Raw genomic sequence first — 11310 nt, 5'->3', positions numbered from 1 at the left:
CCGCGCTGATGACCGGCCGCCGGATCCTCGACGAGGGCAAGGTCTTCGGCATCTACCCGGAGGGCACCCGCTCCCCCGACGGCCGGCTCTACCGCGGCCGCACCGGCATCGCGCGGCTGACGCTGATGACGGGCGCGCCGGTGGTGCCGTTCGCGATGATCGGCACGGAGAAGGTGCAGCCGAGCGGCAAGGGCATCCCGCGCATCGCCAAGGTGACGGTCCGCTTCGGCGACCCGCTGGACTTCTCGCGCTACGAGGGCATGGACCGCGACCGCTACGTGCTGCGCGCCGTCACCGACGAGGTGATGAGCGAGGTCATGCGGCTGTCGGGCCAGGAGTACGTGGACATGTACGCCACCAAGGCCAAGGCGGCCTGAAGGCCGCACAGTTCGAGGCGACGCGGTACCGCGCCCCGTGAGGGGCGCCGGGGACACCGCTGGGGGTCCCCCCAGCGGTAGCTGGGGGAGGAACTGCGCGACCGGCCACGGCCGGCCCGCGGCCGTCGAACCGCACGGGCCGCGGAGCACTCAGCCGAAGCAGTGCGGCTGGAAGTCCGGGTCCGCCGGACCTCCCTTGCGGCCGAGCGCGTTGAGCACCCACTGCGCCACGACCGGGTCCTTGGTGGCCTGGTCGTGCATGAACGGGTCGAGCGGGCACTTGTCCTGGAGCACCACGTTCGTCAGGTGCTCGGACGGGCCCGTCAGCAGGGCGCTGGTGTAGGGGATGACGACCTCGTCGTGGCGGGTCGTGATGACCGTGTAGTCCGGACCGGCCGGCGTCTCGTCGCCCGCGTTGAGCTTCTTCATGAAGTCCGAGTCCCAGCGCTGGTCCAGGCAGGACGGACAGAAGGTGTAACCGGCGGGGATCGCCAGCGGGTTCTTGGTCCCGTGGTTGGACGGGACGATGCCGACGAGGTCGTTCACCTTGTCCGCGCCGCCGAGGAACTTCACGTAGTAGCGCGGCATCATGCCGCCCTGGCTGTGGCCGACGATGTCGACCTTCGCAGCGCCCGTCGCACCGCGCACGGCCTCGACGAAGTCCCGCAGTTCGGCGGCGGCCTGGGGTATCGGGTCGGTCTCCATGTGCCCGTAGTTGAAGGCGAAGACGCAGTAGCCCGCCTCCTTGAGCTTGGGCGAGAGAGCCGCCCAGTTCTCGGCCATCAGCTTGAACGTGCCGTTGACCAGCACGACCGGCTCCGGGTGGGCCGAATCCGGCTTGCAGGACCAGTCGTTGGCGCCCTTCGGCGGGATGTCGAGCGGCGAGGCGGAGGCCGGTGACGCGGCGAGGCCCGTGAGACTCAGCGCGGCGGCGGCCGCGGCGGCGATCAGGAACCGTGCTGTGGTGCGCAGGCGCGTGTGACGCATGGGGGGGCTTCCTTTGACACAGGGGCGTCCCGGAACGGGCGCCTTGTCCGAACCGCGTTCGACAATGTCGACCGGTGGACGAGATGTTCTCCGTTGCGTCAGGACCGCGTCAAGGGAGTTACCGGCCGGTAAACATCACATGGCCCGGGACTTGAAGCCCCGGGCCATGTGATGCTGGGATGGCTCATCCGAGCGCGCCGGCCCGGCCGCCCGCTCAGCCGCCCGCGCCCTCCGCGAGCCGCTGGCCGCGCAGCAGGAACCAGGCCGCGAGCGCGGTGCCGATCAGTACGAACGCGCCCACGCCCGAGGCGATCCGCAGCCCCTCGACGAAGGCGTCCTGCGCCGAGGAGAGCAGGGCCGCCCCCGTGTCGGCGGGCAGCAGGGCCGCGGCCTCCACGGCGCCGCCGAGCGACTCGTGCGCCCCCGAGGCGGCGTCCGCGGGGACACCCACGGGGATCGGGAAGCCGCGGTAGACGCCGGTGACGATCGAGCCGAGGAGGGCGATGCCGAGCGCCGCACCGAGCTCGTACGCCGTCTCCGAGACGGCCGCGGCCGAGCCCGCCTGCTCCTTGGGCACGCTGGAGAGGATCACATCGGCGGTGACGGTGAACGAGAAGCCCGCGCCCACGCCCACCACCAGCAGGACGGCGCCCAGCAGCGGGTAGGGGGTGGTCGTCTGCAGCCAGGCGAGCACCGCCAGCGCGACGCCGATCGCGCCGAGCCCGCCCGAGACGACCGACCGCACCGAGAAGCGCCGGGCGGCCTGCCCGGCCAGCAGGCCGGCCGTCACCGCGCCCACGGCCGCGGGCAGTTCCGCGAGCCCCGCCTCCAACGGGCTGCGGTCCTGCACCAGTTGGAGGAACTGGGAGAGGAAGAAGACCAGCCCGGACAGGCCCAGGATCGTCAGCAGATCCGCCAGCACCGCACCGGAGAAGCCGCGGTGGTGGAACAGCCGCATGTCCAGCAGCGGCGCGGGCAGCTTCAGCTGGCGCCGTACGAACCACACCAGGGCGACCACGCCGACGACGGCCGCCACCGCGACGGGCAGCCCGAAGCCGATCGTCGCGCCCTCCTTGATCGCGTAGACCACCGCGATGATGCCGACCATCGACAGGGCCACGCTGAGCAGGTCCCACGGACCGGGCGAGGGGTCGCGCGACTCGGGCAGCAGCTTGAAGCCGACCAGCACGAGCACGGCCATCACCGGCAGGTTGATCAGGAAGACCGAGCCCCACCAGAAGTTCTCCAGCAGGAAGCCGCCGACGACCGGTCCCACGGCCGCGCCCGCCGAGGCCATCGCACCCCAGATGCCGATGGCCAGGCTGCGCTCCTTGGGGTCGTGGAAGAGGTTGCGGATGAGCGCCATGGTGGACGGCATCAGCGTCGCGCCCGCCACGCCCAGCAGGGCGCGGGCCACGATCATCATCTCGGGGCTGGTCGCATAGGCGTTGAGCACCGAGACGGCACCGAAGGCCACGGCACCGACGAGCAGCAGCCGCTTGCGGCCGATGCGGTCGCCGAGGCTGCCCATGGAGACCAGCAGACCGGCGATGACGAAGGAGTAGACGTCGCCGATCCACAGCAGCTGGGTGCCGGAGGGCTTGAGGTCCTCGCTGAGGAAGGGCGTCGCCAGGCCGAGCACGGTCGCGTCGACGGCGACGAGCAGGACGGCCAGGACGAGCACGGCCAGCGCGAGCCAGCGACCGGGGCGCGGGGCGTCCGCCGCGTCCGGCGCACCGGACGGCGGGGAGACGATCTCATGGCTCACGGTTCCATCCTCCGTCGCAGGGCGCCGCCGAGCAGCAGCTCGGAGACCATGTGGCTGATGTCCCGGGCGGCAACCCTGCCGTCCTGGACGGCCCAGGCGCCGGACGCCACGAGGCCGTAGAGGGCCTCGGTGAGCCAGGCCGGGGAGAGGTCGAGGCGGAAGGCGCCCTCCTCCTGACCGCGCCGGAACAGCCCGGTGATCCGGGCGTCGAGGCGGTTCCAGCCCTCGTTCATACCGCCCTCGTAGAGCTGGTTCTCGCCGTAGAGGAAGGCGATGATCCCGGCGACGGGCTCGATGCACGCGACCATCCGGCGCACGGCGTCCGCCGCGTCGCCCTCCTCCGGCCGGGCCTCGTCCAGGGCCCGGCCGAGCCGCTCGATGCCGTGGTTCTCCAGCGCGCGGACGAGGGCGTCCCGGCCGGAGAAGTGCCGGTGCAGGGTGGCCCGGCCGATGCCGGCGGTCTTGGCGATCTCGTCCATGGAAGCGGTCGGCTTGCGCGTGAGCAGGCCGGCGGCCGCTCTCAGTACCTGGTCTCGATCCACACTCATGAGACGACGATAACCCGAATGAGACACTGGCGTCTCATTCGGGTTATCGATGTCTCATCTTTAGTGTTGCTTGGCGGCCGCCCACTCCCGCTGCACGGCCAGATCCGCCTTGACCTCCTGCAGCTGGACGACCACGGCCGAGGGAGCCGTGCCGCCGCGGCCGTTGCGGGAGGCGAGCGCGCCCGGCACGGTCAGGACCGAGCGGACCTCGGGCGTCAGATGCGGCGAGATGGCGGCGAACTGCTGGTCCGTGAGCTCGTCCAGCTCGATGCCCTGCGCCTCGCACTCCTTGACGCACGCGCCCGCGACCTCGTGCGCCACCCGGAACGGCACGCCCTGCTTGACCAGCCACTCCGCGATGTCGGTGGCCAGCGAGAAGCCGGCCGGGGCCAGCTCCTCCATGCGCGCGCGGTTGACGGTGAGGGTCGCCATCATCCCGGTGAAGGCCGGGAGCAGGACCTCCAGCTGGTCGCAGGAGTCGAAGACCGGCTCCTTGTCCTCCTGCAGGTCGCGGTTGTACGCGAGCGGGAGGGCCTTGAGGGTGGCGAGCAGCCCGGCCAGATTGCCGATCAGCCGGCCGGACTTGCCGCGCGCCAGCTCGGCGATGTCCGGATTCTTCTTCTGCGGCATGATCGAGGAGCCGGTGGAGAAGGCGTCGTGGAGCGTCACGAAGGAGAACTCCTTCGTGTTCCAGATGATCACCTCCTCCGCGAGCCGGGACAGGTCGATGCCGATCATCGCCGTGATGAAGGCGAACTCGGCGGCGAAGTCCCGGGAGGCCGTGCCGTCGATGGAGTTGCCCGAACTGCCGCGCTCGAAGCCGAGGTCGGCGGCGACGGCCTCCGGGTCCAGCCCGAGGGAGGACCCGGCCAGGGCGCCCGAGCCGTACGGGGAGACGGCCGTGCGCTCGTCCCACTGCCGCAGCCGCTCCGCGTCCCGCCCGAGGGCGTGGACATGGGCGAGGACGTGGTGCGCGAAGAGCACGGGCTGGGCGTGCTGCAGGTGCGTCCGGCCCGGCATGGCCACGTCGGGATGGGTTTCCGCCAGCCCGACCAGCGCCTCCTGGAGGTCGGCGATCAGCCCGCCGATGATCCGCGCGTGGTCGCGCAGGTACATCCGGAAGAGCGTGGCCACCTGGTCGTTCCGGGACCGCCCGGCGCGCAGCTTGCCGCCGAGCTCCGGGCCGAGCCGCTCCAGCAGACCGCGCTCGAGGGCGGTGTGCACGTCCTCGTCGGCGACGGTGCCCATGAACGTCCCCGCGGCGACGTCGGCCTCCAGCTGCCCGAGGCCTTCGATCATCCGCTGGAGCTCGTCGGCGCTCAGCAGCCCTGCCTTGTGCAGGACGCGGGCGTGGGCGCGGGAGCCGGCGATGTCGTACGGGGCGAGCCGCCAGTCGAAGTGGACGGAGGCGGAGAGTTTGGCGAGGGCCTCGGCGGGCCCGTCGGCGAACCGCCCGCCCCAGAGCCGTACGTCATTGGTGGTCACTGGGCCAGGTCCCGCTTCGCGGCGATCTTCGAGGAGAGCCCGAAGATCTCGATGAAGCCCTTCGACATCGACTGGTCGAAGGTGTCGCCGGTGTCGTAGGTGGCGAGGTTGAAGTCGTAGAGCGACTGCGCGGACTTCCGGCCCGTGACCACGGCCCGGCCGCCGTGCAGCGTCATCCGGATGTCACCGGAGACGTGCTCGTTGGCCTCGGCGATGAAGCCGTCCAGGGCCCGCTTGAGCGGGGAGAACCACAGGCCGTCGTAGACGAGCTCGGTCCACCGCTGCTCGACCTGCCGCTTGAACCGGGCGAGCTCCCGCTCGACGGTGACCGCCTCCAGCTCCTGGTGCGCGGTGATCAGCGCGATGGCGCCCGGCGCCTCGTACACCTCACGGGACTTGATGCCGACCAGCCGGTCCTCGACCATGTCCAGCCGGCCGACGCCCTGGGCCCCGGCCCGCTCGTTGAGCTGCTGGATGGCCTGGAGCACGGTGACGGGCTTGCCGTCGATCGCGACCGGGACACCCTGCTCGAAAGTGATGACCACCTCGTCGGCCTCCCGGGGGGTGGCCGGGTTCGCCGTGTAGTCGTAGACGTCCTCGATCGGGGCGTTCCAGATGTCCTCGAGGAAGCCGGTCTCGACGGCCCGGCCGAAGACGTTCTGGTCGATCGAGTACGGCGACTTCTTGGTCGTCGCGATCGGCAGGCCCTTGGCCTCGCAGAAGGCGATGGCCTTGTCCCGCGTCATCGCGTAGTCCCGGACCGGGGCGATGCACTTCAACTGCGGGGCGAGCGAGGAGATACCGGCCTCGAACCGCACCTGGTCGTTGCCCTTGCCGGTGCACCCGTGGGCGACGACGCTCGCACCGTGCTTCTCGGCGGCGGCCACCAGGTGCTTGACGATCGTGGGCCGCGACAGGGCCGAGACCAGCGGGTACTTGTCCATGTACAGCGCATTGGCCTTGATCGCGGGGAGGCAGTACTCCTCGGCGAACTCGTCCTTGGCATCCGCGACCTCGGCCTCGACCGCACCACAGGCGAGCGCACGCTTGCGGATGACGTCCAGGTCCTCGCCGCCCTGGCCGACGTCCACGGCGACGGCGATGACCTCGGCGCCCGTCTCCTCGGCGATCCAGCCGATGGCGACGGAGGTGTCAAGGCCGCCGGAATAGGCGAGTACGACGCGCTCGGTCACGGGGTTCTCCTTACGGTGCGATGCGCTGCGCTCTCATGCGCTGGTAGGCATAACTATGCAGTGCGCCGTATGTTTCGTCAATAGCTCGGGGGAGTGAATCGGTCGGGTGTGGGTGTCGGCCGGGCGTTCTACGATGCGACTATCGACGAGTCCGAGCAGGGGAGGTTGCCATGACCGTGCAGGACGACTTCCTGCGGGAGACCATCGAGCGCGCCGCGGCAGTGTTCGAGGGCTTCAAGATCGAGGCTGTGGGGGACCGGATCGTCATGACGCCGCAGAGCGACATTCAGGGGTGGACGGTCCGCCGCATCCTCAATGCCATCGAGGACAGCGGTATCGACGAGGACCGATTCCTGGCCGACGTCTTGATCCGATTCCCGGGTGAGGCGCCACGCTGCCCTGACGTCGCAATCATGGAAGAGGGGGCAGAGAAGCCCTACTCACACGAGGCCTTGTTGGCTGCCGTCGAAGTTGTCTCCACGAAGCAGGATGCCAACGACTACGAGATCAAGGTGCGGCAGTACGCCCGCTTCGGCGTCCCGGCCTACCTCATCGTCGACCCGTTCGAAGGCGTATGCCACCTGCTCAGCCTCCCTGAGGGTGACGAGTACACCAGCTGCCGAAAGTTTACGTACGGCGCGACAGTGACTCTCAACCTGGCGGACGGCAGCAAGGTTGAGATCCCGACAGACAAGTTCAAGCGCTGGAACTGAACAGCCGGACCGGCCTGGCCCACATAGCCGCCGAAGCCGCCCGGTCCGGACGCGCGCTCCCGTCGGACATCGCCACGGCCGAGGACTGGGTCGCCCTCGACCCCGCCGTGCGCCGGCTGTGGGCCCTCCCCGACACCGAAGGCGAGTCGTCGCCGGCCATAGCCCTCTGCAACCCCAACGGCCACATACGCCAGGCCGCCCTCGCCGCCCCCGGCGCCGCCGCCCTCCTCCCCCTCGTCACCATCCGTTGCGCGGACTGGGTGGCCCCGGTACGCGAGCAGGCGCGGGAGCTGCTCCGCAGCGCACTGCCCGACACGCGCCCCGAAATACTGGCCGCGGTCACCGCCGTCGCCCTGCGCACCGCGCACCGGCAGCACGGCGGCTTCGCCCACGAGCTCGTGGTGGCGGCGGCACGGGAACCCGGCGCCGTCGACGCCCTGTTGACCTGCAAGGACAGGTCCGCCCGGCGCCTCGGGCACCGGATCGCCGTCGAACAGGGGCGGTTCTCCCCCGCCCGTCTCGCGGAGATCGCCGCCGCCGACAGCGACATCGTCGTCCAGGACCTCTGCGCGAACGCGGCGCTCGCCGCCACGCCGCAGGACGACCAGTTCTTCGAGCCGCTCCTCGGCTCCCGCCAGTCCCGCGTCCGCGCGGCGGGCGTGACCGCGCTCAACCGCACCGGCGACACTGGGCGGGCCACCGCCTTCCTCGCCGACCGCTCCGGTCTCGTACGCGCCTGCGCGCGCTGGGTGCTGCGGCAGCACGGCATCGACCCGGTGCCGTACTACCGCACCGCGTGCGCCTCCCCCGGCGCCGTCGCCGGACTCGGCTAGTGCGGCACGCGCGCGGACGCCGCGCTGCTGTGGCCGCTGCTCGCGCACCCGCAGCCGGGGGTACGGGCCCGGGCCGTCGCCGCGCTGCGCGCGCTGGGCGCGGACGAGGTGGAGCGGCTGATGCCGTTGCTGGACGACCCGTCGGGAGCGGTGGTCCGCGAGGTCGCCGTCACCCTCGCGCCCTCCGCCGACCGGCTCCCCGAGGCGTGGCTGCGGGATCGGCTGGCGGCCGACCGCCCCGACCACGTACGGAAGGCGTCCTTCCGCCTGCTGTCCGCGCACCGCTCCATGGCCCGGCTCCGCTGCTTCCTCGACCTGCTGGACGACCGGGACCCCACCCTGCGCGCCGCCGCCCGCGCCTCCCTCGCCCGCTGGGCCCCGTCCGATGCCGCCTCCGCGTACCGGGCACTCCCGGACGAGGACCGCGCCCGGCTGGACACCCTGCTCGACCGCGCCGCGGCGACCGTCGGCGAGCGCCGGGTGACCGTGCTGCGCTGGTACCTGCAGGCATCCCGCTGACCCCGGATTTGGATCACGGGGCGGAACAGGATATTTTCTTTCTGCACGCCCCACCGGGAACAACCCGGAGGGAACGGGCACCGGGACGTGGCGCAGCTTGGTAGCGCACTTGACTGGGGGTCAAGGGGTCGTGGGTTCAAATCCCGCCGTCCCGACAGGCGAGCAGGACGCAAGTCCAGCTCAGAGGCCCTGTCTCCATCACTGGAGGCAGGGCCTCTGTCGTTCTGCCCAGCCCTCCTGCGGCTTACGGCGCGCAAGTTCACGCAAGTAGCTGGCGGTGGCGAAGCAGCCACATGCAAGATCGTGCGCAGCAACCATCGACCTCGGCGGAAGAGGGCATCATGGCGCTGCACAAGCTGGGCAAGGACCCGGAGTCACCGGTCAACAACTCGCCGACGGTGTACTACGACGACGAGACGGGCAACTACGTGCTCCAGGGCTGGAAGGTCCTGGACGAAAAGCGCCTGTCGCAGATGGACGTCCCGGCGCACGAGACGGTGATCGAGTTTCCCCGGCGCATGATGCAGTTCTTTCCGGAGGTCAGTCGTGGCACGACCGAGCTTTGAGGAGCTGCTCAGGCGGGCCGAGGAATCCGCGGTCCACCTGGAGATGCGGGATGGGTACATGCTGTCCGACCCAGCCTTCATCGACTGGAAGGCCGGTATGGCAATTGCTCCTCGTGAGCGCTGGCCGCAGTGGTTCGAGTGGGTAGGGGATGCCCGAAAGAGGGGAGTCTCCGTCCGTCGAGCCCGGATTGTCTCCGAGCCGGTGAGTGAGTACGTGCGCTTCGAGTACGAGATCACCAAGGGCCTGAACATCGCGGCCTGCGAACAGGTGCGCTGGCTCCCTCGTCGGCGGGCAACGGATCTTGCCCTCCCGGGCAACGACTTCTGGCTGTTCGACGGGAAGATCGTCCTCATCAATCACTTCAACGGGGAAGGTGAACTCGCCCCCGACGATGAGGAGATCCGGACCGAGCCCGAGGTCGTGAGCCTGTGCGCCAAGGCGTTCGAAACGGTGTGGGAGCGGGCGATCCCGCACGAGGAGTACGAGCCTGCCTGAGCCCTTCGTGACCTCATCCTCCTCCAGTGTTCAGCAAGCAAAACAGGCCCTGGGCCAACGCTTTCGCGAGATCCGCAAGGATGCCGGGATCACCGCGCGGGAGTTGGCTCACAGGGCCGGCTGGCATGAGTCCAAGTGCTCACGACTTGAACATGGACGCACCCCTCCGTCCGACGCGGACATCAGGGCCTGGACATACCACTGCGGGGCCCTTGATCAGACCGAGGATCTGATTGCCACAGCCCGTGGCATCCAGGGCATGTACGTGGAGTGGCGTCGCATCGAGCGAGCCGGCCTCAAGCGTGCCCAGGAGTCAGTGGTTCCGCTCTTCGAGCGGACACGAGTCTTCCGGGCGTACTCGTCCTGGCTTGTCCCCGGGCCCCTCCAGACGGAGGGCTATACAAGGGCTCTTCTTCGAGCAACCGCCCGGAGGAGAGGTCTTGTTGATGACGTCGAGCAAGCCCTCACCGTTCGTATGGAGCGCTCAAGGATTCTCCACCAAGGCAGCCATCGGTTCGCCTTCCTCATCGAGGAGTCGGCGTTGAGGAAGCGCATCGGCGGCATTGAAGTGATGGCCGGTCAGCTTGCCCACCTCATCACCGTCGCGACATTGCCCAGCATGAGCCTTGGAGTCATCCCGGATCACGCAGACCGGTCCGCCATCCCACCCGTTGAGGACTTTTGGATCTTTGATGACGCCCAGGTAAATGTCGAACTGGTCTCTGCGTACTTGAACGTCACGCAACCTCACGAGGTGAGCCTCTACGCCCGGACCTTCGGGCTACTGCAGGGGCTCGCTGTCTACGGAGCGACGGCACGGGGAGTCATCACCTCCGCGATCAACGCTCTGGGGTGAGGGCACGCAAGTCCGTACACGCTCATTGAGTCCCGAGGCTGCCGATCCCTACCGTGCCGGGCATGTCATCCACCAGGACAAAGAGCAAGGTCAAGGCTGCCGCAGCCCCTGCCGAGGCGATCCACGAAGGGAGTCCGGCATGAGTGAGGCAATCAGGTTGGGCTCCCTCATGGTCGACACCCGCACCGAGCGCCTGGGTGTGGTGATGGCCAAGGAGGGTGGTGTCTGCCAGCTTCGCCCACCTCGCGGTGGTCGTGAGTGGGACGTACCGCCGAAGGCCCTCAGGCCGGCTACTGCGGAGGACAGAAGGCAAGCAACCACAGGGCAGTCCACCTGAGCGTCAGGGCGGTCTGCGCGGGCGAGCGTCCGGCAGACAAACGGAGGGGCGCCGGACCCCGGCGCCCCCGCCCCCTCACCGCTCCTTCTGCGCCAGCCTCAGCAGATGATCCGCCAGCGCCTGCCCCCCACCCGGATCCCGGCTGATCAGCAGGAGCGTGTCGTCGCCCGCGATCGTGCCGATGATCTCGTGGACGCCCGCCTGGTCGATGGCCGAGGCGAAGAACTGGGCCGCGCCCGGGGGGGTGCGCAGGACGACCAGGTTCGCGGAGGCCTCGGCCGAGATGAGGAGTTCGGCGGCGAGGCGGCCCATGCGGGCCTCCGTGGCGGATTCGCCGAGGGGGGCGCGGGGGGTGCGGTCGCCGCCCTCGGAGGGGACCGCGTAGATCAGTTCGCCGCCGGTGTTGCGGATCTTGACCGCGCCCAGCTCGTCGAGGTCGCGCGAGAGCGTGGCCTGGGTGACGGAGAGGCCGTCGTCGGCGAGCAGCTTGGCCAGCTGGCTCTGCGAGCGCACCGGCTGCCGGCCGAGGATGTCGACGATCCGGCGGTGGCGCGCGGTGCGGGTCTGCGGCACGGCCGGTCCGCCGCCGCCGTGGAACGGCTCGGTCTCCTGCGCCTCGGGCATCTTTACGT

Annotated in this window: 13 protein-coding genes, 1 tRNA gene and 1 pseudogene; 9 read left to right on the top strand and 6 right to left on the bottom strand. The window is 69.9% G+C overall.

The annotated features are described in order from the left end of the window. The coding region (locus HG542_RS27120; RefSeq protein ID WP_171085904.1) for a lysophospholipid acyltransferase family protein at nucleotides 1-377 on the top strand (377 nt) is incomplete at its 5' end. A 150-nt stretch (nucleotides 378-527) separates the two neighbouring features. On the opposite strand, the gene HG542_RS27115 is transcribed toward HG542_RS27120, so the two are convergent. The 5 genes from HG542_RS27115 to HG542_RS27095 form a co-directional block, all read right to left on the bottom strand. Further along, nucleotides 528-1364, bottom strand: a complete 837-nt coding sequence (locus HG542_RS27115; RefSeq protein WP_171085902.1) for an alpha/beta fold hydrolase — start codon at nucleotides 1362-1364, stop codon at nucleotides 528-530. Between the two features lie 214 nt (nucleotides 1365-1578). Further along, nucleotides 1579-3132 (bottom strand): MFS transporter, encoded by a 1554-nt coding sequence (locus HG542_RS27110; RefSeq protein WP_373313235.1) that lies wholly within the window; start codon nucleotides 3130-3132, stop codon nucleotides 1579-1581. After that, nucleotides 3129-3680 carry a TetR/AcrR family transcriptional regulator gene (locus tag HG542_RS27105; protein WP_171085900.1) on the bottom strand — a complete coding sequence of 184 codons (552 nt, stop codon included), beginning with the start codon at nucleotides 3678-3680 and terminating at the stop codon, nucleotides 3129-3131. Before HG542_RS27105 ends, HG542_RS27110 begins: the two co-directional genes overlap by 4 nt. A 60-nt stretch (nucleotides 3681-3740) precedes the next feature. Beyond that, nucleotides 3741-5165 carry an argininosuccinate lyase gene (gene argH, locus HG542_RS27100; protein ID WP_171085898.1) on the bottom strand — a complete coding sequence of 475 codons (1425 nt, stop codon included), beginning with the start codon at nucleotides 5163-5165 and terminating at the stop codon, nucleotides 3741-3743. Then, nucleotides 5162-6358 (bottom strand): argininosuccinate synthase, encoded by a 1197-nt coding sequence (locus HG542_RS27095; RefSeq protein ID WP_171085896.1) that lies wholly within the window; start codon nucleotides 6356-6358, stop codon nucleotides 5162-5164. Before HG542_RS27095 ends, argH begins: the two co-directional genes overlap by 4 nt. 170 nt (nucleotides 6359-6528) lie before the next feature. Between HG542_RS27095 and HG542_RS27090 the strand changes: the two genes are divergently transcribed. The 8 genes and pseudogenes from HG542_RS27090 to HG542_RS27065 all read left to right on the top strand — a co-directional run bounded on the left by HG542_RS27090 (nucleotide 6529) and on the right by HG542_RS27065 (nucleotide 10341). Next, nucleotides 6529-7071, top strand: a complete 543-nt coding sequence (locus HG542_RS27090) for a Uma2 family endonuclease (protein WP_171085893.1) — start codon at nucleotides 6529-6531, stop codon at nucleotides 7069-7071. Nucleotides 7072-7178: 107 nt separating this feature from the next. Continuing rightward, nucleotides 7179-7904 (top strand): hypothetical protein, encoded by a 726-nt coding sequence (locus tag HG542_RS27085; RefSeq protein WP_176607030.1) that lies wholly within the window; start codon nucleotides 7179-7181, stop codon nucleotides 7902-7904. A 24-nt stretch (nucleotides 7905-7928) separates the two neighbouring features. After that, complete coding sequence (locus HG542_RS34425; protein WP_306665345.1) at nucleotides 7929-8423, top strand: HEAT repeat domain-containing protein; 495 nt, start codon at nucleotides 7929-7931, stop codon at nucleotides 8421-8423. An 81-nt stretch (nucleotides 8424-8504) separates the two neighbouring features. Beyond that, nucleotides 8505-8578: transfer RNA gene (locus HG542_RS27080), tRNA-Pro, on the top strand. Between the two features lie 186 nt (nucleotides 8579-8764). After that, nucleotides 8765-8989: a hypothetical protein gene (locus HG542_RS27075; RefSeq protein ID WP_171085891.1), complete on the top strand. Its 225-nt coding sequence runs from the start codon at nucleotides 8765-8767 to the stop codon at nucleotides 8987-8989. Between the two features lie 43 nt (nucleotides 8990-9032). Beyond that, nucleotides 9033-9485 carry a DUF6879 family protein gene (locus HG542_RS27070; protein ID WP_227724877.1) on the top strand — a complete coding sequence of 151 codons (453 nt, stop codon included), beginning with the start codon at nucleotides 9033-9035 and terminating at the stop codon, nucleotides 9483-9485. A 7-nt stretch (nucleotides 9486-9492) separates the two neighbouring features. Further along, a pseudogene (locus HG542_RS35830) lies at nucleotides 9493-9696 on the top strand (helix-turn-helix domain-containing protein); the annotation flags it as partial. Nucleotides 9697-9744: 48 nt separating this feature from the next. After that, nucleotides 9745-10341: a DUF5753 domain-containing protein gene (locus tag HG542_RS27065; RefSeq protein ID WP_306665344.1), complete on the top strand. Its 597-nt coding sequence runs from the start codon at nucleotides 9745-9747 to the stop codon at nucleotides 10339-10341. 412 nt (nucleotides 10342-10753) lie between these two features. On the opposite strand, the gene HG542_RS27060 is transcribed toward HG542_RS27065, so the two are convergent. Continuing rightward, nucleotides 10754-11302 (bottom strand): arginine repressor, encoded by a 549-nt coding sequence (locus HG542_RS27060; RefSeq protein WP_171085885.1) that lies wholly within the window; start codon nucleotides 11300-11302, stop codon nucleotides 10754-10756. Between the last annotated feature and the right edge of the window lie 8 nt (nucleotides 11303-11310).

Origin of the sequence: Streptomyces morookaense (assembly GCF_013030945.1) — a bacterium.
GTDB classification, from domain to species: domain Bacteria; phylum Actinomycetota; class Actinomycetes; order Streptomycetales; family Streptomycetaceae; genus Streptomyces; species Streptomyces morookaensis.
The sequence above is the reverse complement of the archived record's forward strand: the minus strand, read 5'-3'. Positions and strand labels throughout refer to the sequence as shown.